Below are 25579 nucleotides of genomic sequence, written 5' to 3' on the forward strand. Positions count from 1 at the left end.
ATCATCAGCTACGACGCCGAGCGCGGCGAGCCGCGCGGCGCCCGCTCCAAGAAGGTGGACCCGGCCCAGGCCGGCCTGGGCTCGTGCGTCGACTGCACGCTGTGCGTCCAGGTCTGCCCAACCGGCATAGACATCCGCAAGGGCCTGCAGTACGAGTGCATCGGCTGCGCCGCCTGCGTGGACGCCTGCGACGAGGTGATGGACAAGATGGGCTATGCCCGCGGCCTGGTGCGCTACGACACGCAAAACGGGCTGCAGCAGCACCTCACGCGCGGCCAGGTCCTGGCCCGCGTGCGGCGCCCGCGCATCCTGATCTACACGGCCATCCTCATCGTGATCTGCCTCGCCGTGGGCGCCAGCATCGCCCTGCGCACGCCGTTCAAGGCCGACATCGTCCGCGACCGCTCGACGCTGGCGCGCCAGGTCGAAGGCGGCTTCGTGGAGAACGTCTACCGGCTGCAGGTCATGAACGCCGCCGAAGCCCCGCAGGCCTATGGCGTCTCGGTCGATGGCCTGCCGGGGCTGCAACTGGCCGAGCCCGTCGAGCTCACGCTGGGCCCGGCCGAGGCGCAGTGGGTGACGGTGCTGCTGCGCGTGCCGCCGGAAACGGCCGCCGCCACGCCGGCCGGCGCGCACGAGATCCACTTCACCATCGAGCGCCAGGCCTCGGCCGGCGAGCCCGCGCGCACGCTGCGCGAAAAGTCCACCTTCGTGCTGCCCCGATGAGCCGGGCACGGCAGGCCCGCCGAAGAAGCGGGCCCCGGAGGGAGACCTTGGGACGCCGCGGCGTCCCTTTTTTGTTGGCGGGACGAGGGGCTGCGTGAGCGTGGGCCAACGGGCGGCTGCCGCCACCCGCCGCCCGCGCCAAGCACGTCAGGAAGCGCTGTCGCGCGGCGGCGCGGCCAGGCACGCCACCCGCGCCAGGAATTCGTCGCGCGTCGCGTGCGCGAACCACGGATGCGCGCGGCGCTGCTCCAGCACCTGGCTCACCGCGCGCGCGGCGCGTGCATGGCCGCTGAACAGCAGCGTCTCGGCCGGCAACGTGAAGACCTGCTGCGTGACGCTGTCCCACAGCGCCTCGGGGTCGGCCGGCCAGGGCTGGAAGGGGCAGGCGTCCACCGCCAGCAGACCGCCGCAAAACAGCCGGTCGCGCCACAGGAAGCTCAGGCAGCCCCGGGTGTGGCCCGGTGTCGCCAGCACCCGGATCACCTCGCCGCCAAAGGGCAGCACCGGCGGCGCTGCGGGGGCCTCGTGCACGATCAGCGGCGCCTGCAGCGCCTGCAGCGCCCTGCGCTCGCCGGGCGGCAGGGCCGCGTCGTGCTCATGCGTGCGCAGCATCCAGCGCAGGCGCAGCCGGTGCTCGTCGAGCATGGCCAGCAGCACCGGCGCGTCCGTGCCGCGCGGGTCCACGAGCACAGCCTCGCCGGCGTCCAGGTCGGCCAGCAGGTAGCTCACCGAGCCGCAGGCCTCGTCGTGCAGCATGCGGAAGTACATGGCAGCGCTCAGGCCTTGTCCTCGCCGATGAGCAGCCGCGTATCGCTCACGTAGCGGTGCGGCGGCACTTCCAGGTTGGTCGGCGCGGGCTTGTTCCTGAACACGCGCCCGGCACCATCGAACGTGGAGCCGTGGCAGGGGCAGAGGTAGCCGCCGGCCCAGTCCGCGGGCAGGCTGGCGTTGCCGCCGCCCGCGGGCGCGGCGCTGGGCGAGCAGCCCAGGTGCGTGCAAATGCCCACCGCCACGAACAGCTCCGGCCGTATGGAGCGGCCGGCATTGCGGGCGTAGGCGGGCTGCTGGTCCCGGGCGGACGCGGGGTCGGCCAGCGCATCGGTGTTCTTCTGCAGCGCCGCGATCATCTCCGGCGTGCGCCGCACCACCCACACCGGCTTGCCGCGCCACTCCACGGTCTTCATGCCGCCGGGCGGGATGTCGCTGACGTCCACTTCCACCGCCGCACCCAGGGCCTTGGCCCGCTCGCTGGGCGCGAAGGTGGAAACGAAGGGCACGGCCGTGGCCACGGCGGCAGCGCCGCCGGCGGCACCGGTGGCGATGAGCCATTGGCGGCGTTCGGGATCGGCCGGCGCAGCGGGTTGCAAGGCGAGGTCTGTCATGTCGTTGTTCCCCAAGGTGGATGCCCTCACCTATCAAGATGCGGGCCAGTCGCCCACCGGCCGCCGGCACCCGCACCCGCGCAAGTCCGCCCGGGACAGCAGGGCCTGCTCCCGCCCGCCAGGCCGCGCGATGCCGCCACCTGCCCTGCCAGCCCTGACAGCCCTGGCAGTGCCCCCGGCCCACGCGGGCGCCGCACAGGGCGTTACACGTGGACGGTCCTCAGCCGCCGGCGGCTTGCACAAAGTCAAAACCGGGCCAAGGCGACCGCCTAAGCTGTACCAAGGGTGCGCGGCACGCGCCGGCGGCTCGCGGCTGCGGGCGCGCGGCCGGCCGCACCTGCGCGGAGGCTTTGTCATGAACAGCAATCGCATCCCCTGCCTGCTGGCCGCGGCCTGCGCCGCGCTGGCCCTGGGCGTGGGTGCTGCCGTGCTCACCGGCACCAGCCCCGCGGGCTGGCCCTATGCCGAAGGCGGCAGCGACCCGCAGGACGAGACGCAGCTCATCGCCCGCCGCGCGCAGCACAACCTGCTGGTGATGGTGGCCGGCCACGCCGCGCCGCTGCAGCCCGTGCAGGGCGTACGGCTGCGCATCACGCAGCAGCCCGGCCCGGCCGACCAAGCGGTGCCCCGGCCCGGCTACGACCGCATGCTCACGGGCTCATGGGTGCTGGTGGACCTGCCCGGCGGCCAGTACGACGTGGACCTGCTGCACCGCGGCCGGCTGCAGCGCCAGCCACTGTCCATCAGCCCTGGCGAGCAGCCCCCGGCCCTGGTGTTCTACGTGGACAGCGCGCAGGCGGCGCCGGATTGAGCCGCACCCAGGTGCGCGAGGCGAGCCTCCCGCTGCGCGTTCGCCCCCATGGCCGATGTGTGCCCGCACCAGGCCGACACCCGGCACGGCCCTGCCGGGCGCCCACCCGCGTCCCCTCGGCTGCGTGAGGGTCGGCCGCAAACTTGCGCCTGATCAAGCCAAGCACCCCTTCCTCTCGAAAAATGGGTTCTCGCGCGGGCGCTTCCGCACCGTGCCCCGCCTGGCAAGCTCTAACGGAGGACACCGTGTACCCAAGAATCCTGGTTCCGGTGGATGGCAGCGACGCCTCCGTGCGCGCACTGCGCGAAGCGGCCGCGCTGGGTCGCGCCCTGGGTTCCGCGCTGGTGCTGCTGCACGTGGTGGACACCTACCAACTGCTGCTGGCCAAGGCGACACAGGCCGGCTTCGACGAGGCGCGCGGGGCGCTGCTGGCCCGCGGCCAGGCCTTGCTGCAGGCCTGCGGCCAGCAGGCCGGACAGTCCGGCGTGGCCTGCGACACGGTGCTGCGCGAGGTGATGTCCAGCCGCGTGTCCGCCGCCATCGTGGACGAGGCCACGCGCCAGGACTGCAGCCTCATCGTCATGGGCACGCACGGCCGCAACGGCCGCACCCGGCTGCTGCTGGGCAGCGACGCCGAGCGCGTGGTGCATGCCGCGCTGGTTCCCGTGCTGCTCGTGCAGCAGGACAGGGCCGACGGCCCAGCCGCCGGATGACCCACCCGCCGCCCCCCGCGGCATGGAGAAGCCGGATGTACGCCAGGATCCTTGTCCCCATAGACGGCAGCGACGCCGCCGCCCAAGGCCTGCGCGAAGCCATCGCCCTGGCCCGCGAGCTCAAGTCCACCCTCGTGCTGCTGCACGTGGTCAACGAATACCCGCTGCTCATCGACATGGCCGCGGCCACCAACGCCGAGGCGCTGCGCCAGGACTTGTGGGACTTCGGCAAGGAGCTGCTCGCCCAGGCCAGCCGGGACGCCAGCGAGGCCGGCGTCCCGGCCGAAAGCCTGGTGCGCGAGATGATCTCCGGCCGCGTGGGCGACTTGATCGCCGAGTCGGCGTCCCAGCAAAGCTGCCGGCTCATCGTCATGGGCACGCACGGCCGCCGCGGCCTCACGCGGCTGGCGCTGGGCAGCGATGCGGAAATCACGCTGCGCTGTGCGCCCGTGCCGGTATTGATGGTGCGCCGGCATGGTATAGACCCCTGAGGGCCGCGCCCGCGGCCGGCCCTGCCCAACCAACCGCCCAAACAAACCCGCTCGATGAACCCGACGCTTTCCCCCGACGCCGCCCGCGACGCGCCCCCCGGCCCCGGCGACGCGCTGCTGCTCGTGGACGTGCAGCACGACTTCCTGCCGGGCGGCGCCCTGGCCGTGCCGCAAGGCGACCGGGTGCTGGCGCCGCTGCAGCGCTGCCTGGCCGCCTTCGCGCGGCAAGGCCTGCCGGTGTTCGCCACGCGCGACTGGCACCCCGCCGCGCACTGTTCCTTCACCGCGCAGGGCGGCCCCTGGCCGCCCCACTGCGTGGCAGGCAGCGCGGGCGCGGCATTCCCGCAAGCGCTGCAATGGCCCCCGGGCGCCACCGTCGTGTCCAAGGGAACCGAGACGGGCCAGGAGGCCTACTCCGGCTTCGCCGGCACGGAGCTGGCCGCGCAATTGAAGGCCGCCGGGGTGCGGCGCCTCTTCGTCGGCGGCCTGGCCACCGACTACTGCGTCAAGAGCACGGTGCTGGACGCGCGGGAGCACGGGTTTGACGTGGTGGTGCTGCGCGACGCGGTCGCGGCAGTGAACGTGCAGCCCGCCGACGGCGAGCAGGCGCTGGGCGCCATGGCCCAGGCCGGTGCGGCCTTGCGCGACAGCGCCCAGGCACTGGGCTGAGCCGCGCGGTGCACGCCCGGGGCGTGAGCCCCGAAGCACGGCGCCTGAACGGCGCCTTGCAAAAGGTGGTCAGGGCCCGGGCCGCCGGCGCATCAGCGCGCCGGGCCGCGCGGACGCGATACGTTGGCCGGCGGCGGGCCGCGACGCTCCAGGTGGCGGAAGGTGATGCGGCCCTTGCTGAGGTCGTAGGGCGACAGCTCCAGCGACACGTTGTCGCCGGCCAAGATGCGAATATGGTGCTTCTTCATGCGCCCGGCCGTGTACGCCACAAGCTCATGCCCGTTTTCCAGCGACACGCGAAACCTCGAGTCGGGCAACACCTCGCGCACGACTCCGTTCATGGAGATGAGTTCTTCCTTGGCCATGGCATCACGCTTTCTGTAGTGTGGTTGTACGGTCATCGATCCACGCCAGACCCTCGGACTGGGCATGGCACAGCGCCGCCTGGGCGGTGTCGAAGACGGGAATGAGGCGCATCACGCGGTCGTGCGTGCCGCTGCCGCGGCCGCTGCGGATGGAGACGGAAGCCGTGTAACGGCCGTCATGGCGCTGCTTGGCCAAGGGCGAGACGCGGTACTTGCCGACGGTGGTGAAAATGTCGATGGAAATCTCTCAATGCGGCCGGCAGCGCAAGCCTGCCGAAAAAGCCGGCGCCTTGCGTGGAGGCAGGGGAACACGGGAGACGGCCCCTTCACAGGGCCCAAACAGGCCGCGAAGCCGCCCTTGCCTTCTTGAAGGGCCGGCGGCGCCGGCAACGTGACCGAAGAGGCGAGGCGAGCAAGGCTGCGTCGGTCGCGTACAGGCTTGCAGGAGTGGGCACGCATCGCGCGTGCGAACGCGTTAATGTAGCACTTCTCGTACCAGGAGCCCACGGCGGGGCTGAGACGGCCCCATGGCCAGTCCTGTCTTGGCACGGCTGCGGCCCGGCTCGCCTGGTTGCGTTGTCAACCTGAAGGGGTACTGCGACCTGCACCATGCCTTCGAAACAAGGACGGCCCGCAAAGCCCCGCGCCGGCAAGCGCCGGGTCTTGGTGTTAAGGTGTCCGGGTAGGTACTCAAGACCGTCTTCAACAGGTCTCCTCTGTTTTCCGCTGGCGCCGCCGGCCGGTTCCGGTCGAATCTCTGGATGATTTTCTTGGCGTCTCTGCCTGCGCCGCATGTGTGGCGCGTGAAACAGCACAGAGAGATTTCGACATGACGACTCAAACCGGCACCGTGAAGTGGTTCGACGATGGCAAGGGCTTCGGCTTCATCACTCCCGATGACGGCAGCAAGGACTTGTTCGCCCACTTCAGCCAGATCCAGAACAACGGCGGCTTTCGCTCGCTGAGCGAGCAGCAGCGCGTGCAGTTCGAAGTGACGCAAGGCCAGAAGGGCCCGCAAGCCTCCAACATCCGCCCGGTCTGATGACCGCAGGCCGTGCCCGGCACGGCCTCCATGGCGACCAAGCCGCGGCCCCCGGCCGCGGCTTTTTTCATTTTGAGGAGCCGCGATGAACAACCTGCAGGAAGCCACCGAGCGCATCTGCGAGCTCAAGGGCAACCTCGTGGCCCTGGACGCGCTGATCACCGCGCTGCTGCAGGTCATGCCTGCATCGGCCCGCGCCCAACTCCCGGCCACATTCGAGCGCTGCGCCGAAATGGCACGCACCGCGCTGCTGCACACGCCCATCTCCGAGCACTCCATCGCCGCCTTCGAGCACGACGTGCGGCGCACGCACGACCTGCTGGCGCCCGCGCCCAAGGCGGCGCAATGACCGGCCGCCGCATAGGCGCCATAGAGCCCTTGCTGCTGGCCGCGGCACGCATCACCACGTACGAGCAGGACCGCGTGCTCACGGGCGCCAGCGGCTTCTTTTTCGAGCGCGAAGGCCGGCTGTTCGTGGTCACCAGCCGCCACGTGCTGCACGACGAACCCAGCGGGCATTTCCCCGACCGCATGGAGCTGGAGCTGCACACCGACAGCGCAGACCTGGGCCGCTCCGTGGCCTTCTCCATGCTGCTGTACCGCGACGGCCGCAGCGTGTGGCGCGATGCCGGTGACGACGGCGGCGCCATAGACGTGGCCGCCGTCGAGCTGGACCGCGCGGCCCTGCCCCGCGCCATGGCCTTCGCCGCGTTCACGCCGGCACACCTGCAGTCATCGCTGGAGGACGTGGAAGTCGGCAGCCCGCTGCTGATCCCAGGCTTTCCCCTGGGCTTTCACGACGCGCTGCACCACCTGCCCGTCGTGCGCCAGGCGGCGATCGCCTCGTCGTTCGGCCTGCGCTTCCAGGGACAGGGTTATTTCCTGACCGATGCGCGTACCCACCGCGGCACCAGCGGCGCTCCCGTGGTGATGCGCGACCCGGCGCCCAACGCCGCGCTCAAGGCGCTGCCGTGGAAGCTGCTGGGTGTGCACTCGGCGCGCATGGACATGGCCAGCCGCGACCTGGTGCAGGACGAGGCCCTGGGCCTCAACTGCGCGTGGTACGCCGATGTGCTGATGGCACTGACCAAGCGCTGAAACCGGACAAGAGCCGGGAACACCACAAGCCGCCGCACGCCGCAAAGGCTTGCGGCGCCAGCCCGGCGCGGCCCGCCGCCTACGCCTGCCGCTTGTGCTGCATCGACGTCGCGTAGCGGCACACGTTCTGGCCCGTGGCCGTGAGCCGCAACGTGCCGCCATGCCATTCCAGCCAGTCCAGCGCCACGTAGTCCTCCACGTAGCCCACCGGGATGTCGCAGGCCAGCCGGTTCTTGAGCAGTTCCACGGTCAGCGGCAGGCCGTCACGCAGGGCTTCGCGCCGGGCTTCGCGCCGGGACGCGGGAGGGGTGTTGAATGCACGGGCCATGGTGTGGACCTCCACTGTGAAGACCCACAGTAGCAGCAAGCAATGCCGCTCGGACGGTAGGGACGAAACTAAATATCGTCCCGGCCATGCGCAATGCACGGGACAGCGAAGGACAAGCCCCTGCGCGACCTGCGCTCAATCCCGCGCCAAGCCGGGCTGCCCCTCGCCCACCGCCGCCTCCTCCATCGCATGGAAGGCGCGCCAGTGGTCCAGCAGCACGCGGCCCGTGCGCCCGCGGTGCAGCGCCAGCGACAACTGCAGGCGCTGTGGCGTGGCCTCGTCGGCCGCACGCGGGCCGGACGCCTGCAGCACCAGCACGCCGTCGGCGGCGCCATAAAGGGCTTGAACCTCGCGCCCGTCCGGCAGCTCCTGCACGTCGCCGGCCAGCGGCCCGCCCGCGGGGCACAGCGCCAGCACCGCGGCGCCGGTGCCGCGCGCCAGGTCCTTGCAGGCCGCGGCCAGGGCGCCCAGGCGATGGGCGGCGTCGGCGTGCGCGTCCAGCGCCGCAATGCCGCTGCGCAGCAGCGGCAGCGGGTCCACCACCAGCAGCGGCGCCCTGCCCGCGAAGGACTCGCGCGCCGCCCGCGCCCACGCCGCCAGCCCGGCCAGGCCCACGGCCGCGTCCGCTTCCCACAGCGTCAGCGCCTGGCCCTCGCGGGCGAGATAGGCGTCCAGCGCCGCGGCCACGCGCACGACGTCCTCCGGCGCCAGCAGGCCGCCTTCGATGCGCCGCGCGTCCAGCTTGAGCCGGCGCGCCAGCGCGCCATGGACGAGCTGCTCGCGCGCCATCTCGTAGCCCGCATACAGCGCCGGGTGGCCGTTGGCCGCGGCATGGTCCAGGCAATGCGCCGCCAGCGTCGTCTTGCCGGCCTTGGGCGGGGCCAGCAGCAGGTACAGCCGCCCGGCGCGAAAGCCGCCGTGCAGCAGGCTGGTCAGCCCGGGAAACGGCGTGGCCACCACGGCGGCCGCCGTGTCGGTGAGCGCGCGCATCAGCTCGTCGCGCACGCCCGCCAGCGGCCCCGGCGCCGCACGCTCCCCCACGGCAGGCGCGGGCGGCGCTTCCGCTTGGGCGCACGCCGCAGCCGCGCCGGCCTCCTGCGCCGGCACCGCACCCCGCACGCGCTGGCGCAGGCGGCCCAGCGCCTCCTGGAACAGGGCCGGCGGGATGGGCTCCAGCCGCGCCAGCAGCTCGGCCTGCTTGTCGAGGTTGGGCGGCAGGTCTATGCCGGCTTCCGCGCTGAACGAGGGCGCCAGCCCGGGCGCGATGAACACCGACCACAGCGCGGTGGCCGCATGCAGCCCCGGCGGCAGCGCCACGCCGCCGGCGGGCGTGGCGGCATCGCCCGCGGCGCCCGGCCGCAGCCGCACGGCGGGCAGCTCCGGCAGGTACGCCTCCTGGAGCAGCGACAGGAACTCGCGCGCCGCGTCCACCGGCACCGGCTCGGCCAGCGGCAGCCACAAGTCGTAGCCCTCGCGGCCATCGACGGAGAAGGCCGCTTCGGGCAGCGACAAGTCCTCGATCAGCGCCTTGCCCAGGTGCAGCAGCGCGGCGCAGTGCGCATCGCCCTGCCCGCGCGAGACGCCGTGCAGGCCCACGGCCAGCAGCCGCACGCGGCCCTGGGCGTCCGTGAGGGCCGGCGAGGCCGCCTCGCCGCCCATGAGCTGCCGCTGCAGCGCGGCCAGCTCAGGCGCGGGCGCCTCGGGCAGCAGAAACAGGCGGCGGAGCTGGTCGAGCAGGCGTTGCGTGCGGGCGGTGTCCTGGGTCATGGGCAAAGGCGGCGTGGCGCATCAAACCGGAGGGCCGGAATGCTACCGGTGTCGGCCACGGCCGCCCGCGCCGGGCGGCCGGCGCGTCAGAACGCGTGCCGCACGCCCACGGCCAGGCCGGTCTGCGAGCCGTCGAAGGCGGGCAGGCCGCCGGGCGAGCCGCCGCTGGCCGACACGTTCATGCGCGCGCCGTCGTTGCGGATGTGCCCGGCCGTCACGTAGGCCGCCGTGCGCTTGGACAGCGCATAGGTCGTGCGCAGCGACAGCAGGGTCGCCTGGTTGTCGCTGCCGCGGTAGTCCAGCTTGGCCAGCTGCGCCTCCAGCGACAGCGCCGGGGTGACGGCGTAGGCCGCCTCCACGTAGCCGATGTCGCTGCGCCGCGCGATGGCGGTGACGGACTCGTTGTCGCGCCGGATCCAGCCCGCGCCCACCTTCCACGCGCCCAGCTTGGCGTAGGCGGTGACGAAGAGGCGCTGGTCGTGCAGGTCGCTGGAGGTCAGCCCGGCCGTGGCCGAGGAGCCCGCGCCGCCGCGCTGGCGGTCCCACGCCAGGGCGCCGCCCCAGCCCTCGGTGTCGTACTTGAGCATGGCCGAAGCGGCGCGGCAGGCCTGCTTGTCGGCGGCGCTCTCGCCGCCGCAGGCCGTGCCGCCCGGCGCGGCGCCGATGTCGCGGCCCAAGCTGTAGTTCAGGCCCGCGCTGAAGGCGCCCCAGCGGCCCTGCCAGGCGATGGCGTTGTCAAAGCGCGCCTGCGGGATGTAGGGGTCCAGCGAGCCCACGCCGTAGATGTTGGGGCCGAAGATGCCCGCGTCCAGCATGGACAGGTAGAAGTAGCTGTACTGCCGCCCAAGCGTCACCTGGCCCCAGCCGGGGCCGGCCAGGCCGACGAAGGCCTGGCGGCCGAACAGCCGCCCGGACTGGTTGAGCCCGCCCGTGTCCGGGCCGAAGCCGGACTCCAGCGTGAAGATGGCGCGCAGGCCGCCGCCCAGGTCCTCGCTGCCGCGCAGGCCCCAGCGCGAGGGCAGCGTGGCCGTGATGTTGGGCATGCGCGTGAGCGTGCCGCCGTTGGCCGCGCCGCCGGTGGGCGCCACGTGGTTGAGCCGCTCGACGGCCACGTCGATGAGGCCGTAGAGCTGCACGCCGGCAGGCGCCTGCGCCTGCGCGGCGCCGGCCGCGGCGGCCAGGGCCGCGGCGGCGATGAGGGTGTGCTTGTTCATGTCTCCTCGTTCCCTTCCTTTGGTTGTGGAACTGCATCGGCTGCGCGTTGCACGGGCAAGCGCAGGCCTCCTTCACCTGAGACGCAGCAGCCGCGCCGCGTTCTCCTTGAAGATGAGCGGCTTGACTTCAGGCTTGAAGCCGGCCTCGTCGAAATCCTTCATCCAGCGCTCCGGCGTGATGAGGGGGTAGTCGCTGCCGAAGAGCATGCGGTCCTTGAGCAGCGAGTTGGCGTACTGCACCAGTTGCGCCGGGAAATACTTGGGGCTCCAGCCGGAGAGGTCTATCCAGACGTTGGGCTTGTGCAGCGCCAGCGACAGCGCCTCGTCCTGCCACGGCCAGCTCGGGTGGGCGATGACGATCTCGATGTCCGGCCAGTCGATGGCCACCTCCTCCAGCAGCATGGGGTTGGAGTTGGCGAGCTTCAAACCGCCGCCGCAGCGCATGCCGCTGCCGATGCCGGAGTGGCCGCTGTGGAAGATGGCCGGCAGCTTGTACTCGGCGATGACCTCGTAGATGGGCCAGGCCATGCGGTCGTAGGGCAGGAAGTCCTGCACCGTCGGGTGGAACTTGAAACCCTTGACGCCCTCTTCCTCGATCAGCCGCCGCGCCTCGCGCGCGCCCATCTTGCCCTTGTGCGGGTCGATGCTTGCGAAGGCGACCATCATGTCCGAGTTGTCGCGCGCGGCCCGCGCGATCTCCTCGTTGGGAATGCGCCGGCGACCGAGCTTGGCCTCCGAGTCCACCGTGAACATCACCAGGCCGATGTTGCGCTCGCGGTAGTAGGCCACCGTCTCGGCGATGGTCGGCCGCTTGCCGTTCTTGAAGTACTTGTCGGCGGCGCGGTCGTACTCCTCGGCGTAGTTGTCGAAGGGGTTCCAGCACGACACCTCGGCGTGCGTGTGGATGTCTATGGCGATGAGCTTGTCGAGGTCCATGGGTGTCTCGGGGGAATGCACGCCCCCCCCCCCTGGGGCAGGCCGTGCGAGGTTGATCACTGGCAGCTGAAGCTTTCAGCCGCCTCCAGGCTGCCGCTGCCCTTGTAGCGCGCGACCTGCGGGTAGGGGCACAGCGGGCGGGTGCGGTCCGCGGCCCAGCTTGCGGGCACGTCGGCGTTGACGCCGCCGCGCGCCGAGGCCACGACGGCCTGCGGCGCCTGGCCCTGCTCCACCCACTTCACCAGCGGCGTGAGCATGTCGAACTGGTCCGTGGCCGGGCCGCCGGAGCAGTGGCCCATGCCGGGCACGCGGTAGAGCTTGGCGAAGCTGCCGGCGTCGCCGCCGTTGTTGGCGCGCAGGCCGTCATACCAGGCGGCGGTGTCGTTGACCGAGAAGATCGGGTCGCCCACGCCGTGGTAGACCATCATCTTGGCGCCGCGGTTCTTGAGCGCGCCCAGGTCCGTCGGATTGGGCGGGGCCATGAAGCCCATGGCCGACTCGGCATAGACCCCGGCCGTGGCCGTGATGCCCGCGGCCAGCGCATCGATGCTGGCGCCCAGCGCGAAGGCCGCGCCGTCGAAGCCGGCGGCCGCTTGCGGCGGCGTGTTGAAGATGAAGGCCACGGCGCCCGCGTCGCGCTGCAGCGGCGAGGCGAACTCCCAGGAGGCGATGCCGCTGCCGGCGATGCCGCTGTCCCAGGGGAAGCTGGTGTAGATCGGGGCGCCGGTGCTGGTGGTGGCGCCGGCAAAGATGGAGGCCACCACCGTCTTCTGCGCGTCGCTCAGGCAACTGCCGTCGCGCCCGCCGCTGCCGCAACTGGGCACGTCGCGCGCCAGGTTGAAGGCCGCCTGGCAGGCCGCCGTGTCCTGCACCAGGCCGTCGGCGGCGCCGTCCAGCGCATCGCACTTGGCCAGCACGGCGCGGCCCACGAGCTGGCGCTCCGCCAGCGTGAAGGCCGTTTCCAGGCCCGCCGGCGTGGCCGGGTCGTTGGGCGCGGCCGCCAGCGAGGCGTAGCGCTGCCCGCCCCAGATGCTGGCCACCGCCGCCTTGGGCAGATTGAAACCCGGCGCGCCGGCGAGGTAGCCGTCGTACCAGTCCGGGTGCCGCGCCGCGGCCACGAAGGTGTGGCGCCCGCCGTTGGAGCAGCCGCCGAAGTAGGAGCGGTCCGGCGCCTTGCCGTAGGCGCGGCGTATGGACTCCTTGGCCATGGGCGTGAGCTTCTCCACGGCCTGGTAGCCGTAGTCCAGCCGCGCCTGCGGATCGATGCCGAAGGTGGGGTCGGTGTTGGGCTGGTGGCCCGCGTCCGAGCTGATCACGGCAAAGCCCTGGACCAGCGCGCCGGTGAGCGGCCCGCCGCCCAGGGCGCCCGCTGCGGGCACCACCGCGCCGTCCATGCCGCCGTTGGCCTGGTAATAGAAGCGCCCGTTCCAGGCCTTGGGCAGGCGCAACTGGAAGCCGACGGCGTAGCTGCGGCCGTCCACCGTGCTGGTGCGCTGGGCCATGTGGCCTTCCACCAGGCAGTGCTCAGGAGCCGGCGTGCTGGCCGTCAGCACCGTGCCGGCCGCGACCGTGCTGACCTTGTCGATGACGGTGCCGGCCTGCCCCGCCAGCTTGGCGCCCAGCTCGTCGCAGCCGCCCGCCAGCGCGGCTGGGGTGGCGGCGGCCAGCTGCGGCAGCGCATGGGCCGTGTCGGCGGGAACGGGCGCGGCGTCATCGCCGCTGCCGCCGCAGGCGGCCAGCGACAACAGCGCCAGCGCGCCCAACCCCAGCGGCAAAGCGGGTCCGATAACGAAAGGCTTGGTACGCATGGGCAACGATGTCTCCTGTGCTGTTGTTGGACTTCATGCCGCGCCCGGAACGGCCCCGGAGACTCCTGGGCAACGGCATATGCTTAAGTTTATTAATCATTCAGAGTCCGCATCACCGGGATTCCCCTAACCCGTCCAGCTCGTATTCACACCTCTGGCTGTTGATTCAGGGAAAACACCAAGATCACCACCCCTCAATTTGCTTAAGACTATTAACCATCAACGCACCACACCGAACAACCATGCATCCCGACTTCACCCCCGCCGCCGGCCTGCTGGCCGATCTGGACCTGCTGCACGTGGAAACCTGCGGCCCCGTGCTGCACGTGCGCCTGATGCGCCCGGCCAAGCGCAACGCCATCAGCGATCCGCTCATCCAGCAGTTGCACACCGTGTTCATCAACCTGCCGCAGGCCACCCGCGCGGTGGTGGTCAGCGGCGAGGGCGAGCACTTCTGCGCCGGGCTGGACCTGTCGGAGCTGGTGGAGCGCGACATCGGTGCCGGCGTGCAGCACTCGCGCATGTGGCATGCGGCCTTTGACGCCGTGCAGTTCGGCCGCGTGCCGGTGGTGGCCGCGCTGCATGGCGCGGTGGTGGGCGGCGGGCTGGAGCTGGCGTCGAGCTGCCACATCCGCGTGGCCGACGACTCGGCCTACTTCGGCCTGCCCGAGGGGCAGCGCGGCATCTTCGTGGGCGGCGGCGGCTCGGTGCGCATTCCGCGCCTCATCGGCGTGTCGCGCATGACCGACCTCATGCTCACCGGCCGCGTCTACGACGCCGACGAGGCCCAGGCCGTCGGCCTGGTGCAGTACCGCGTGGCCGAGGGCCAGGCGCTGGACAAGGCCGTGGAGCTGGCCCGCCGCATCGCCACCAACGCCCCCATGAGCAACTACGCCGTCATGCACGCGCTGCCGCGCATCGCCGACCAGTCGCAGTCCGAGGGCCAGTTCACCGAGAGCCTGATGGCCGCCGTCGCCGAGAGCACGCCCGACGCCCAGGAGCGGCTGCGCGCCTTCCTGGAAAAGCGCGCCGGCAAGGTGCTCAAGGGCTGAGCCCGCACGCCCCCCCACACTGAGACACGAGGAGACAAGCCATGAGCATCCTGGCCAAGTACCGGGCGGCGCGTGTTGGCGGCTGCCTGAGCGCGACCATCGAAGAAAAGCAAGGCGGCGTGCTGGTGCTGCGCTCCACCGAGCCGCTGCAGCCCTATCCCGCGCGGCTCACCGACCGGCTGGAGCGCTGGGCCCGCGTGGCGCCCAACCGCACCTTCGTCGCCAAGCGCGACCCGGCCCTGGGCGGCGACTGGCGCCGCATCACCTACGCGCAGATGCTGGAGCTGGCCCAGCGCGTGGGCCAGGCGCTGGCGACCCGGCCGCTGTCGGCGCAGCGCCCCATCGCCATCCTGTCGGACAACGACCTGGAGCATTTCATCCTGTCCACGGCCGCGCAGTGGGTGGGCGTGCCCTACGTGCCCATCTCGCCCGCGTACTCGCTGGTGGCCACCGACTTCGCCAAGCTGCGCCACATCTTCAGCGTGACCACGCCCGGCCTGGTCTTCGCCGCCGACGCGCGCTATGCCAGGGCCATCGAAGCGGTCGTTGGCGAGGACGTGGAAGTGGTGCTGGCCGAAGGCAGCCTGGAAGGCCGCGCCGTGACGCCCTTCTCCGCCCTCACCGCCACCGAGCCCGGCACCCGCGAGGAGCTGGCGCATGCCGAGGTGGGGCCGGACACCATCGTGAAGTTCCTGTTCACCTCCGGCTCCACCAAGGCGCCCAAGGGCGTGGTCAACACGCAGCGCATGATGTGCGCCAACCTGCAGATGGCCACGCAGGCCTACCCCTTCCTGCAGGACGAGCCGCCCGTGCTCGTGGACTGGCTGCCCTGGAACCACACCTTCGGCGGCAACCACAACGTGGGCATCACGCTCTACCACGGCGGCACGCTCTACATCGACGACGGCCGCCCAACGGCCGCCGGCATGGCCGAGACGCTGCGCAACCTGCGCGAGATTTCCCCGACCATCTACTTCAACGTGCCCCGCGGCTTCGACGAGATCGCCGCCGCCATGGACAGCGACGAGCAGCTGCGCAAGACCCTGTTCGCCCGCGTGAAGCTGTTCAAGTACGCCGGCGCCGTGCTGTCGCAGGCGACTCTCGACAAGCTGCACGCCCACGCCGAGGCCACCGTTGGCGAGCGCATCCTGATGATCACGGGCCTGGGCATGACGGAGACGGCCCCGTCCTGCACCTTCGCGCTCAACAAGGAGCTGCAGACCGGCCACGTCGGCCTGCCCTGCCCGGGCGTGGACGTGAAGCTGGTGCCGGTGGCCGACAAGGTGGAAATCCGCTTCCGCGGTCCCAACGTCATGCCCGGCTACTGGCGCAACCCGCAGCAGACGGCCGAGGCCTTCGACGATGAAGGCTTCTATTGCACCGGCGACGCCGTGAAGTTCGTGGACGCGACGGACCCGCAAAAGGGCCTGCTCTTCGACGGCCGCATTGCCGAGGACTTCAAGCTCTCCACCGGCACCTTCGTGAGCGTGGGCCCGCTGCGCTCCAAGGTGATGCTGGCCGGCGCGCCTTGCGTGGCGGACGCGGTGGTCACGGGCCTGAACCGCGGCGAAGTGGGGCTGATGGTGTTCCCGCGCCTGGACGAGTGCCGCAAGCTCGCCGCGCTGCCTGCGGGCACGCCGGCACCCGAGGTGCTGCACCACGCGGCGGTGCGCGACTTCTTCCAGCGCCTGGCCGACCGGCTGTGGGCCGAGGGCACGGGCAGCGCCAGCCGCGTGGCGCGGCTGCACGTGCTGGTGGAGCCGCCCTCGCTGGACAAGGGCGAGGTCACCGACAAGGGCTCCATCAACCAGCGCGCCGTGCTCGCCACCCGCGCGCCGCTGGTGGAAGCGATGTACGAGGGCTCGGACCCGTGGTTGATCGTGCCGCGGCGGTGAGGGGGTGATGGGGAACTGCTGCGGCACGCCTTGGATGAACCCTCGTAGGCCGTCAGCAGATGCGCCCCGCCCCCCACTTCGTCATTCCCGCGAAGGCGGGAATCCAGGCGGCCCCCAGGGAGGCCGCAAGCTGAGCGGCAGGCCTGCCGGGTTCTTGGGTTCAACGTGCCTGCAAGGCCGCTGCGCTCCGGCTTGGGGCCGCCTGGATCCCCGCCTTCGCGGGGATGACGAAGCAGTAAACGCAGCGATGCCGGCGTCGGCTGCCCCCACGCAGACGACAGCCCACACGAGCAACGGCCGACACAAAGAACAGCCAGCCCAAAGTCGCACCAACAAGGAAACAAGCACATGGACATCCACGGACAAGCCGCCCTCGTCACCGGCGGCGGATCGGGCCTCGGCGAGGCCACCGCGCGCGAGCTGGCGCGGCTGGGCGCGCAGGTGGCGGTGCTGGACGTCAACGAGGCCGGCGCCAAGCGCGTGGCCGCCGACATCAACGGCCTGGCGCTGCACTGCGACATCACCGACGAGGCCAGCGTCGTCCGCGCCCTGGCCATGGCCCGCGAAGCCTTCGGCCCCGCGCGCATCCTCATGAACGTGGCCGGCATCGGCGGCGCCAAGCGCGTCATCCAGCGCGACGGCTCGCCCGCGCCGCTGGCCGACTTCGAGCGCACGGTGCGCGTCAACCTGGTGGGCACCTACAACGTCGTGCGCCTCTTTGCCGCGCAGGCCGCCAAGCTGGAGCCGCTGAACGCCGCGGGCGAGCGCGGCGTCATCGTCAACACCGCCAGCGTCGCCGCCTTCGACGGCCAGGTCGGCCAGGAGGCCTACGCCGCCTCCAAGGGCGGCATCACCGCCATGACGCTGCCGCTGGCGCGCGACCTCGCGCAGTGGGGCATCCGCGTCATGACCATCGCGCCGGGCCTGTTCGCCACGCCGCTGCTGCAGGAGCTGCCGGCCGAGGTGCAGCAGTCGCTGGCCGCGTCCATTCCCTTCCCCAAGCAGCTTGGGCGCCCCGAAGAGTTTGCCCAACTGGCCGCGCACATCGCCGCCAACGGCCACCTCAACGGCGAAGTCATACGGATAGACGGCGCGCTGCGCATGGCGCCGCGCTGACGGCGCAAGCGCTCCCCACACCGAAGCCCAAGGCCCCAAGCCCAACACCTCACCGCTCTGCGGCCACCCCGGCACCCCCGGCACCCAAAACCACACCAACAGGCCGCAGCAGCGGCCGGCCACTACTCAGGAGACTTGACCATGACGCTGGATCGCAGACAGTTCCTCGCCGCCACCGCCGGCGGCAGCCTTTCCCTGCTGGGCCTGCCGCGCCTGGCGCAGGCGCAGACGCTGGTGGAGCAGACGCGCGTGCTCTGCGGCTTCCCCGCGGGCGGCACGACCGACGCCGTCTCGCGCCGCGTGGGCGAGCGGCTGCGCGGCAGCTTCGCCAAGATCTCGCTGGTGGAGAACAAGCCCGGCGTGGGCGGGCGCCTGGCCGTGGAAGAGCTCAAGCGCAGCGCGCCGGACGGCACCACGATGCTCCTGTCGCCCGCGTCGCCCATCACGCTGTACCCGCACATCTACAAGAGCCTGAGTTACGGCATCAACGACTTCATCCCCGTCTCCACCGCCTGCAGCATCAACTTCGCCCTGGCGGTTGGGCCGGCCGTGCCCGACAGCGTCAAGACGCTCAAGGACTTCCTGGCCTGGGCCAAGGCCAACCCCTCCAAGGCCAGCTACGCCACGCCGGGCGCGGGCACGCCCAACCACTTCGTGGCGGCGCTGCTGGCCAAGGAAAGCGGCGTGGACCTCAACCACGTGCCCTACCGCGGCTCCGCCCCCGGCGTGCAGGACCTCGTGGGCGGCCAGATCGCCGCCATGAGCTCGCCCATCGGCGACCACCTTCCCTACATCAAGAACGGCAAGGTGCGCGTGCTGGCCACCTCCGGCGCGCAGCGCTCGCGCTTCCTGCCGGACGTGCCGACCTATGCCGAACAGGGCTTCAAGTCGCTGGTGATGCAGGAGTGGTACGGCTTCTTCCTGCCGCTCAAGACGCCGGCCGAGGTGGTCAACCGCGCCGCGGCGGCCATCAAGGCGGCCGTGTCCACGCAGGACACGATAGACGCCTTCGCCCAGCTCGGCCTGGAAGCCGGCGCCAACACGCCGGAGGACATCGCCCGCGCCGTGCGCGAGGAAAACGCCGCCTGGGGGCCCATCGTCAAGAAGGTGGGGTTCACGCCGGAGGCGTGAGTCGCGGGCGGTGCGAAGGCGCTTCGCACCCTCGTCCGTCGTGCCCGCGAAAGCGGGCATGACGGGGCAGAGGGCGAAGCGCCCTTGCTGACGGCAGACGACATCCAACCCGTCTTCTCAGGACTGCCCTCTCCTGTCTCTACACCTCTTCCAACCCCTCCAGGACCCACCGTGACCGACGCCCTTCGCGACACCCGCTTCGTCCTGCAGCACCTGCTGCAGGCCCCAGCCGCACTGGCGGCGCTGCCGCCTTATGCCGAGGTGGACGCCGACCTCATCTCCCAGGTCGCCGAGGCCGCCCACGAGTTCTGCAACGGGCTGCTCGCGCCGCTCAACGCCGCGGGCGACCGCGAGGGCTGCCACCTCGAAGGCGGCAACGTGCGCGCGCCCACCGGCTTCGCCTGGGCCTGGAGCGAGTTCGTGGAAGCCGGCTGGCCGCTGCTGGCCTGCCACCCCGAGGACGGCGGCCAGGGCCTGCCCCACGTGGTGGACGCCGTGCTGCACGAGGCCGTGAGCGCCACCAACCCGGGCTGGGGCATGTACTTCGGCATCCTGCACGGCGGCTATGCCTGCCTGCGCGCCCACGGCAGCCCGGAGCTCAAGGACCGCTACCTCGCCGACATCGCCGCCGGGCGCAGCCTGGTGACCATGGCCCTGACCGAGCCGCAGGCCGGCAGCGACTTGGGCGGCTGCCGCACCCGCGCCACGCCCCACGACGACGGCAGCGTGCGCGTGGAAGGCACCAAGATCTTCATTTCCGGCGGCGACCACGACCTCACCCACCAGATCGTTCACCTCGTCCTGGCGCGGCTGCCGGACGCCGCGCCCGGCTCGCGCGGCCTGAGCCTCTTCCTGGTGCCCAAGTGGCTGCCGGACGGCACCCGCAACGCCGTGGTGGTGGAGCGCATCGAAGAGAAGATGGGCCTGCACGCCAGCCCGACCTGCGTGCTGCGCTTCGACGGCGCCGCGGGCTGGCGCGTGGGCGAGGCGGGCCGGGGCCTGAACGCCATGTTCGTGATGATGAACGCCGCCCGCATCAACGTCGGCCTGCAAGGCGTGGGCGCCGCCGCGGCGGCGCTCGCCCAGGCACAGAGCTACGCGCTGGACCGCGCCCAGGGCGGCGCGCCCATCCTGCGCCACGCCCCCGTGCAGCGCCTGCTGGCCCACACCCGCGCCTGGACCGAGGGCGGCCGCATGCTGGCGCTGTGGACCGCCCTGCGGCTGGACGAGGCCCACGCCCACCCCGAGCCCGCCGAGCGCGAGCACGCGCTGCGCGAAGCGTCGCTGCTCACCCCCATCGTCAAGGCGCTGCTCACCGCCCAAGGCTTCACTTCCGTCAGCGACGCGCTGCAGGTGTTCGGCGGGCATGGCTACGTGTCGGAATGGGGCGTCGAACAACGCCTGCGCGACCTGCGCGTGTCCCTGCTCTACGAGGGCACCAACGAGATCCAGGCGCTGGACCTGTGGCAGCGCCGGCTGCTGCCGGACCACGCCCAGGCGCTGGCCGGGTTGCTCGACCGGCTGCTGGAAGGCGTGGCGTCGCCCTGGGCCGCGCCCGCCGCGGCGGCGGCCGAGCGGCTGCTGTCCAGCCTGCGCGCCGTGATGGACGCCGACGCCCCCGCCGGCCTCGTGGCCCCGGCCGCGCTGCGCGGCTGCGGCCTGGCGCTGCTGGGTGCGCTGTGGGCCCGCGCCGACGACGCGGCCGCGCATGACGGCGAGGCCGCCTTCACCCGCCGCAAGCAGGCCACGGCGGCCGTGTACTTCACGCAATTGCTGCCGGAGCTGGACGCGTTGCTGGCGCAACTGGACGCCCTGCGCCGCGACCCGCGCGCGGCAGCGGATACGCTGGCGCTGGCCGCGGGCGCGGCCGACGGGGCCGGCGACTTCTGAGCCCAAACGCCAACGGCCCGCCGCCGGCCCCGCGGCGTTGATCCACCGGCGCGCAAGGAGACCCGCCATGCAGGCATGGACGCTCAAGGACACGGCCCTGGACCCGGCCGAGGCGGCGCTGGCACGCGCGGTCGCCGCCGTGGGCCGGCCCAGCTTTGCCGCCGACACCCTGGCCGGGCTGGACGAGGCGGTGGGCGCCGCCTCCTGGGCCGTGTACCGGCTGCATCCGCGCCGCGCACCCCGGCTGCACTGTGCCGCCAGCCGCGGCGTGCCCGACAGCACGGGCGAATGCTTCGCCATCTACCGCGACGCAGGCCTGTACCGGCGCGACCGCAGCTTCGACGCCGTGCGCGCCCAAGGCGGCGCCCAGCGCGCCGTGATGCTGCGCATGCACGCCGACGAGGCGCCCAGCGCCGACCACCGCCAAGCCATCTACCTGCGCCACGGCATGGCCGAGCGGCTGTCCGTGGCGCGGCTGGAAGCCGACGGCTCGCTGCTGGCCGTCAACCTCTACCGCCACGCGCCACATGCGGGCTTCACGGGCGACCACGTCGCCCGCTTCGGCCGGATCGCCCCGCTGCTGCTGGCCGCCGTGGCGCGGCATGCGTCGTGGCAGGGCGAGCAGGCGGTGGCGGACGGCCCTTTCGCCGCCCTGCCCGCGCCCGCCGCCGCGCCCACGCACCGCGAGGCCCTGCGCCGGCGCTGCGACGCCCTCACCCCGCGCGAGCTGGACGTGCTGGAGCGGCTGCTGCGCGGCATGACCTACGACGGCATCGCCGCCGACCTGGGCCTGAGCCTGGCCACCGTCAAGACCTACCGCGCGCGGGCCTTCGAGCGGCTGGACATGCGTTTCAAGAGCGAGCTGTTCGCCGCCTTCATGGCCGCAGCCGCTGCCTGAGCCTCAAGCCAGCCGATACAAGTCCAGCACCACGCGCCGCGCCGCGCGCTGGCCCACGGCGATGGCCATGGTCTTGTTCAGGTGCGCCCAAGCCGGCGCGCCGGTGGTGAAGCGCACGAGGGTGCGAAAGAAATATTCGTGCGGCGCCACGGCCTCGCCGCTTGCCAGCCGCGCCATCACCTCCGCCGGGCCATGGCGCAGCCCGTCGCTTTGCACTTCCACCAGGCTGCCGTCGTCCAGGCGCAGCACGTAGTGCGCGGCGATCTGCAGCACGCCGTCGGCGCGCAGCACCTGCCAGTCCACGCCGCCGGGCACCAGCTCGCCGTTCATCTCCGGCCCCCGCACCGTGCCGCCGCCCAGCGGTACGTAGCGGCGCTCGCCGCCCGGCGCGGGGCCCAGGCTCACCAGCGCATCCACCTCGCAGGTGATGCGGCACAGCGGCGTCAGCGCCGGGGCGCTGGGGAAGGAGACATCGGCGGGCTGGGACATGGGGGTGGCGGGGTGTCTGGTGCGGTGCGCCATGCTGGCGCAGGCGCTGCCCGCCGGCAGTCCACCCAGAGGATGACAGGCGGGCCTTTCCTGTCGTCCTCTGGGATGACAGCCCTACCGCCGCCCGCCCAACACACTGGCGCACATCAAGAAGACCCGGAGACACCCGCCATGCGCCGCCGCCACCTGATGCTGAGCCTGGGCGCGCTGGCCCTGCCCCCGCTGGGGGCGGCCGCGCAAAGCCCGCTGAAACTCGTCGTGGGCTTTCCGCCCGGCACCGGCCCCGACGTGCTGGCCCGCACCTTGGGCCAGCAGTTGGGCGAAGTGATGAAGCAGCCCGTGGTCATCGACAACCGCGCCGGCGCGGGCGGGCAGATCGCCACGCAGGCCGTGGCCAAGAGCGCGGCCGACGGCAGCACGGTGCTGTTGGGCGAGGTGGGCTCCATCGCCATCGCCCCGGCGGCCTACAGCAAGCTGCCCTACGACCCGGCGCGCGAGCTGCTGCCGGTGGCCGAGGTGGTGCGCTCGGACTTCGTCCTGGTCGTGCCCGCCGGCTCGCCCGCGCAGGATTTGAAAGGCTTTCTCGCCGCCGCCAAGGCCAAGTCGGCCGGCGACCGGGTGAACTTCGCCACCTTCGGCGCCGGTACGCCGGGCCACTTCGGCGCCGAGCTGCTGGCCGAGCAGGCGCAACTGCGCATAGAGCCCGTGCACTACCGCGCCACGGGCGACGCCATCACGGCGCTGGTGGCCGGCGACGTGCAGGCCGCCTTCGTCTCCACGGCGCTGGCCGTGCCCCAGGTCAAGGGCGGCAAGCTGCGCGCGCTGGCCACCACCGCCGCGGTGCGCTCGCCGCTGCTGCCGGACGTCGCCACCTTTGCCGAGGCGGGCTGGCCCAAGCTGGACTTCTCGGCCTGGTTCGCGCTGTTCGTCCCGGCGGGCACGCCTGCGGCCGTGGCCGATCAACTGGGCCGCCAGGCCGTGGCCGCCGTCCAGGCGCCGCAGGTGCGCCAGAAGCTGCAGGAGGCGGGCTTCACCGTCACCGGCCTCACGCGCACGGACACCGAGCGCGTGGTCAGGGCGGAAACGCAGCGCTGGGCCGGCATCGTCAAGGCCAGCGGCTTCAAGGCGGACTGAGGCGCCGCCGCGCAGGGCTGCGGCTGGCGCTCCTGCGCTTTCCCTGAACGGCCTCACGCCTGCGGGTACAGCCCCCGCACCCGCCCAAACAGCCGCGTGAGGCCCAGCAGCGCGCCCACGTTGGGCGTGGGCACCCCCAGGCGCTGGCCCATCTCGTGCACGGCGCCCACAATGGCGTCCAGCTCCAGCGCGCGGCCGGCCTCCACGTCCTGCAGCATGGACGTCTTGACGGCCCCCAGCCTGGCCGTGACGGCGTGGCGGTCCTCGGGGCTTTGGGCGACGGCGCAGCCCAGCCGCTCGCCTATGGCCGCCGCCTCGCGCATGGCCGCGGAGCAGAAGTCGCGCACCAGCGCATCGGCCAACACGCGGTCCACGGTGGCGCCGGTGAGCGCGCTCACCGGGTTCATGGTCAGGTTGCCCCAGAGCTTGAACCAGGCGTCAAAGCGCACGTCGGCCGAGTGCGTGGCGTTGAAGCCGGCGCGCGCGAGCAGTTGCACCACGCCCTCGGCGCGCTCGCTGCGCCCGCCCCGGGGCTCGCCCACGATGAGCCCGTCGCCCATGCGGTGCACCACCAGCCCCGGCTCGCTGGTGAAGGTGCTGGCGTGCACCACGCAGCCCAGGACCTGATCGAAGGGAATGGCGCGGGCGACCACGCCGCCCGGGTCCACGCTGCGCAGCGGCTCCTCGAATCCCGGCCAGCCCTGGCAGAACCACCAGGGCACGCCGTTCATGGCCGGCAGCACCAGCGTGCGCGGGCCCAGCAGCGGCGCCAGCCCGCGCGCAACCCCGGTCAGCGCCGGGCCCTTCACGGCGATCACCACCAGGTCCTGCTCGCCCAGCTCGGCCGCGGCCTCGCTGGCCCGCGCCGGGCCCGTCACGGCGCCAAGGGCGGTCTGCAGCCGCCAGCCGTGCGTGCGCAGCGCCTGCAGCGTCGCGCCGCGCGCCAGCGCGCTCACCTCCACCTCGCCCGCCGCCGCCAGCCGCGCCCCGATCAGGCCGCCTATGGCGCCCGCGCCCACGATGCACACCTTCCTCATCTCCATGGCCTCCTGCTGGTCCGTCCCAGGGCGTGCTTATACCGGCCGCAAACGCGCCGGCACCGCAGGCCTAGGTATTTACCTTGATCGTCGACATTTTTGTCGACAATACTTTTGACACTTTTGTCGACAGCACCTAGATTTCAGCCACGGCCTGTGTCGACGTCCGGACACTTGCAGTGGGCACGGGCCGCCTGCCTTTCAAGACCAGTGCGCGGCCACCCCGGTACGAACCCCCGCCGGCACGCGCCCAAACCACCGGAGACGAACGATGCAAGCCCCCACGGCGGCAATCGCCAACCCAGCGCTGCAGCCCACCAAGGTGCGCTGGAAGATCTTCTTGATGATGTTGTTTCTCATCTCGATCAACTACATCGACCGCGCCTCGCTGTCGGTGGCCATGCCGCTGATCGCCAAGGAGTTCGACATCGGCCCGGCCACGCAAGGCCTGCTGCTGAGCTCCTTCTTCTGGACCTATGCCCTTATGCAGATTCCCGGCGGCATGCTGGCCGACCGCTTCGGCCCGCGCGTGGCCATTGCCGGCGCCACGCTGGGCTGGGGCTTCTTCCAGGCCATCGCCGCGGTGTGCACGGGCTGGGTCAGCCTGCTGGTGACGCGGCTGGGCCTGGGCGCGGCCGAGGCGCCCATCTACCCGGCGGGCGGCAAGCTCAACGGCATCTGGATGACGCAGAACGAACGCGGCCGCGGCGCCACGCTGCTGGACGGCGGCGCGCCGCTGGGCGCGGCGCTGGGGGCCATCCTGATCTCGGGGCTGATCGCGGCGCTGGGCTCGTGGCGGCTGGCCTTCGTCATCGCCGGCGTCGGCACCGTGGTGGCCGGCTTCTTCGCCTGGAGCTACATCCGCAACCACCCGCGCGAGCATCCCGGCGTGAACGAGGCCGAGGCCCGCTACATCGAGGCGTCCCACGCCGAAGATGCCGCCAATGCGCCCAAGGCCACCAGCGGCCGCGTGCTCGACTTTTTCCGCTACCGCTCGGTGTGGGGCATGTTCTTCGGCTGGATGTGCTTCAACGCCCTGTTCTACGGGCTGCTGACCTGGATGCCCAACTACCTCGCCAAGGTGCACGGCTTCGACATCAAGCAGATGGGCGGCGCCGTGTTCATCATGTTCTTCTCGGGCTTCGTGGGCGAGATGTTCGGCGGCTGGATCGCCGACAAGTGGCGCGCCGCCGGCGCCTCGCAGAGCAAGGTGCTGCGCACGCTGTTCGGCATCGCCTCGGTGGTTGCGACCGTCTCCATCTACATGGTGGCGCAGATCAAGGACCCGGTGGCCGTGGTGGCGCTGCTGTCGGTGACGCTGTTCTTCCTGCGCTGGTGCGGCCTGTTCTGGTGCGTGCCGTCCATCCTGGGCACGCGCGACCGCGTGGGCTTCCTGGGCGGCACCATGAACCTGGGCGGCAACTGCGCCGGCATCGGCGTGCCCATCATCGTGGGCCTCATCGTGCAGGCCACGGGCTCCTACTTCATGGCGCTCATGCTGTTCGCGGCGGCCGGCGCGGGCCTGTTCGTGTGCTCGACGCTGCTGATCGACTACAGCAAGAAGATTCCGGTCTGAACCAGGAGGCA

The 25579-nt window shown here is 71.9% G+C and carries 27 protein-coding genes; 16 read left to right on the forward strand and 11 right to left on the reverse strand.

All coding sequences use genetic code 11. The annotated features are described in order from the left end of the window. Positions 1-726: 4Fe-4S dicluster domain-containing protein (locus ALA01S_RS15590; RefSeq protein ID WP_305765085.1), on the forward strand; the 726-nt coding region annotated here is incomplete at its 5' end. 147 nt (positions 727-873) lie between these two features. Here the strand turns inward: ALA01S_RS15590 and ALA01S_RS15595 are convergent. Together ALA01S_RS15595 and petA are read right to left on the reverse strand one after the other, a co-directional pair. Continuing rightward, positions 874-1494, reverse strand: coding sequence for an MBL fold metallo-hydrolase (locus ALA01S_RS15595; protein WP_066337914.1), 621 nt, complete (start codon positions 1492-1494; stop codon positions 874-876). An 8-nt stretch (positions 1495-1502) separates the two neighbouring features. After that, the gene (gene petA, locus ALA01S_RS15600) at positions 1503-2108 is read right to left on the reverse strand and encodes a ubiquinol-cytochrome c reductase iron-sulfur subunit (protein ID WP_066337915.1); all 606 of its coding nucleotides are present in this window, start codon (positions 2106-2108) and stop codon (positions 1503-1505) included. 355 nt (positions 2109-2463) lie between these two features. On the opposite strand from petA, the gene ALA01S_RS15605 reads away from it, so the two are divergent. The 4 genes from ALA01S_RS15605 to ALA01S_RS15620 all read left to right on the forward strand — a co-directional run bounded on the left by ALA01S_RS15605 (position 2464) and on the right by ALA01S_RS15620 (position 4792). Beyond that, the gene (locus ALA01S_RS15605) at positions 2464-2919 is read left to right on the forward strand and encodes a hypothetical protein (RefSeq protein ID WP_066337916.1); all 456 of its coding nucleotides are present in this window, start codon (positions 2464-2466) and stop codon (positions 2917-2919) included. Between the two features lie 245 nt (positions 2920-3164). Next, positions 3165-3632 (forward strand): universal stress protein, encoded by a 468-nt coding sequence (locus tag ALA01S_RS15610; protein ID WP_169805937.1) that lies wholly within the window; start codon positions 3165-3167, stop codon positions 3630-3632. A gap of 35 nt (positions 3633-3667) precedes the next feature. After that, positions 3668-4123 carry a universal stress protein gene (locus ALA01S_RS15615; RefSeq protein WP_066337920.1) on the forward strand — a complete coding sequence of 152 codons (456 nt, stop codon included), beginning with the start codon at positions 3668-3670 and terminating at the stop codon, positions 4121-4123. 54 nt (positions 4124-4177) lie between these two features. Beyond that, entirely contained in the window at positions 4178-4792 is a 615-nt protein-coding gene (locus ALA01S_RS15620; RefSeq protein ID WP_066337922.1) for an isochorismatase family protein, read from the forward strand. A 92-nt stretch (positions 4793-4884) separates the two neighbouring features. On the opposite strand, the gene infA is transcribed toward ALA01S_RS15620, so the two are convergent. Further along, entirely contained in the window at positions 4885-5157 is a 273-nt protein-coding gene (infA, locus tag ALA01S_RS15625; protein WP_066337923.1) for a translation initiation factor IF-1, read from the reverse strand. 4 nt (positions 5158-5161) lie between these two features. Beyond that, the gene (locus tag ALA01S_RS15630) at positions 5162-5353 is read right to left on the reverse strand and encodes a hypothetical protein (RefSeq protein ID WP_307189678.1); all 192 of its coding nucleotides are present in this window, start codon (positions 5351-5353) and stop codon (positions 5162-5164) included. 633 nt (positions 5354-5986) lie between these two features. Here ALA01S_RS15630 and ALA01S_RS15635 point away from each other — a divergent pair. The 3 genes from ALA01S_RS15635 (at position 5987) to ALA01S_RS15645 (ending at position 7297) form a co-directional block, all read left to right on the forward strand. Then, on the forward strand, positions 5987-6199 hold the full coding sequence (locus ALA01S_RS15635) for a cold-shock protein (protein WP_066337929.1): 213 nt from the start codon (positions 5987-5989) through the stop codon (positions 6197-6199). Between the two features lie 85 nt (positions 6200-6284). Further along, positions 6285-6548 (forward strand): hypothetical protein, encoded by a 264-nt coding sequence (locus ALA01S_RS15640; RefSeq protein WP_066337931.1) that lies wholly within the window; start codon positions 6285-6287, stop codon positions 6546-6548. Beyond that, a complete protein-coding gene (locus ALA01S_RS15645; RefSeq protein WP_066337933.1) occupies positions 6545-7297 on the forward strand; it encodes a trypsin-like serine peptidase in 753 nt (250 codons plus the stop codon). Before ALA01S_RS15640 ends, ALA01S_RS15645 begins: the two co-directional genes overlap by 4 nt. A gap of 79 nt (positions 7298-7376) precedes the next feature. On the opposite strand, the gene ALA01S_RS15650 is transcribed toward ALA01S_RS15645, so the two are convergent. The 5 genes from ALA01S_RS15650 to ALA01S_RS15670 form a co-directional block, all read right to left on the reverse strand. Continuing rightward, a complete protein-coding gene (locus ALA01S_RS15650) occupies positions 7377-7625 on the reverse strand; it encodes a hypothetical protein (RefSeq protein ID WP_066337934.1) in 249 nt (82 codons plus the stop codon). A gap of 135 nt (positions 7626-7760) precedes the next feature. After that, positions 7761-9392 (reverse strand): DnaB-like helicase C-terminal domain-containing protein, encoded by a 1632-nt coding sequence (locus tag ALA01S_RS15655; RefSeq protein ID WP_066337936.1) that lies wholly within the window; start codon positions 9390-9392, stop codon positions 7761-7763. Between the two features lie 86 nt (positions 9393-9478). Then, the gene (locus ALA01S_RS15660) at positions 9479-10606 is read right to left on the reverse strand and encodes a porin (protein WP_066337938.1); all 1128 of its coding nucleotides are present in this window, start codon (positions 10604-10606) and stop codon (positions 9479-9481) included. A 72-nt stretch (positions 10607-10678) separates the two neighbouring features. Further along, positions 10679-11542: an amidohydrolase family protein gene (locus ALA01S_RS15665; protein WP_066337939.1), complete on the reverse strand. Its 864-nt coding sequence runs from the start codon at positions 11540-11542 to the stop codon at positions 10679-10681. Positions 11543-11598: 56 nt separating this feature from the next. Next, positions 11599-13350 carry a tannase/feruloyl esterase family alpha/beta hydrolase gene (locus ALA01S_RS15670; protein WP_066337941.1) on the reverse strand — a complete coding sequence of 584 codons (1752 nt, stop codon included), beginning with the start codon at positions 13348-13350 and terminating at the stop codon, positions 11599-11601. A 242-nt stretch (positions 13351-13592) separates the two neighbouring features. Between ALA01S_RS15670 and ALA01S_RS15675 the strand changes: the two genes are divergently transcribed. The 6 genes from ALA01S_RS15675 (at position 13593) to ALA01S_RS15700 (ending at position 21332) form a co-directional block, all read left to right on the forward strand. Beyond that, positions 13593-14402, forward strand: a complete 810-nt coding sequence (locus ALA01S_RS15675) for a crotonase/enoyl-CoA hydratase family protein (protein ID WP_084267613.1) — start codon at positions 13593-13595, stop codon at positions 14400-14402. Positions 14403-14443: 41 nt separating this feature from the next. Beyond that, positions 14444-16297 carry a feruloyl-CoA synthase gene (locus tag ALA01S_RS15680; protein ID WP_066337943.1) on the forward strand — a complete coding sequence of 618 codons (1854 nt, stop codon included), beginning with the start codon at positions 14444-14446 and terminating at the stop codon, positions 16295-16297. Positions 16298-16645: 348 nt separating this feature from the next. After that, a complete protein-coding gene (locus ALA01S_RS15685; protein ID WP_066337945.1) occupies positions 16646-17413 on the forward strand; it encodes an SDR family NAD(P)-dependent oxidoreductase in 768 nt (255 codons plus the stop codon). Positions 17414-17554: 141 nt separating this feature from the next. Continuing rightward, positions 17555-18544, forward strand: coding sequence for a Bug family tripartite tricarboxylate transporter substrate binding protein (locus ALA01S_RS15690; RefSeq protein WP_066337947.1), 990 nt, complete (start codon positions 17555-17557; stop codon positions 18542-18544). Positions 18545-18715: 171 nt separating this feature from the next. After that, complete coding sequence (locus tag ALA01S_RS15695) at positions 18716-20434, forward strand: acyl-CoA dehydrogenase family protein (RefSeq protein WP_066337948.1); 1719 nt, start codon at positions 18716-18718, stop codon at positions 20432-20434. Between the two features lie 67 nt (positions 20435-20501). Further along, positions 20502-21332, forward strand: a complete 831-nt coding sequence (locus ALA01S_RS15700) for a helix-turn-helix transcriptional regulator (protein ID WP_066337950.1) — start codon at positions 20502-20504, stop codon at positions 21330-21332. 3 nt (positions 21333-21335) lie between these two features. Here ALA01S_RS15700 and ALA01S_RS15705 read toward each other — a convergent pair whose 3' ends face one another. Further along, the gene (locus tag ALA01S_RS15705) at positions 21336-21821 is read right to left on the reverse strand and encodes a DUF3237 domain-containing protein (RefSeq protein WP_066337952.1); all 486 of its coding nucleotides are present in this window, start codon (positions 21819-21821) and stop codon (positions 21336-21338) included. A gap of 171 nt (positions 21822-21992) precedes the next feature. On the opposite strand from ALA01S_RS15705, the gene ALA01S_RS15710 reads away from it, so the two are divergent. Then, on the forward strand, positions 21993-22955 hold the full coding sequence (locus tag ALA01S_RS15710) for a Bug family tripartite tricarboxylate transporter substrate binding protein (RefSeq protein WP_066337953.1): 963 nt from the start codon (positions 21993-21995) through the stop codon (positions 22953-22955). 53 nt (positions 22956-23008) lie between these two features. Here ALA01S_RS15710 and ALA01S_RS15715 read toward each other — a convergent pair whose 3' ends face one another. Further along, positions 23009-23998: a 2-dehydropantoate 2-reductase gene (locus ALA01S_RS15715; RefSeq protein ID WP_238455821.1), complete on the reverse strand. Its 990-nt coding sequence runs from the start codon at positions 23996-23998 to the stop codon at positions 23009-23011. 265 nt (positions 23999-24263) lie between these two features. Between ALA01S_RS15715 and ALA01S_RS15720 the strand changes: the two genes are divergently transcribed. Next, complete coding sequence (locus tag ALA01S_RS15720; RefSeq protein ID WP_066337954.1) at positions 24264-25568, forward strand: MFS transporter; 1305 nt, start codon at positions 24264-24266, stop codon at positions 25566-25568. Positions 25569-25579 lie beyond the last annotated feature (11 nt).

This window comes from Azohydromonas lata NBRC 102462 (assembly GCF_001571085.1).
Lineage (GTDB): Bacteria > Pseudomonadota > Gammaproteobacteria > Burkholderiales > Burkholderiaceae_C > Azohydromonas > Azohydromonas lata.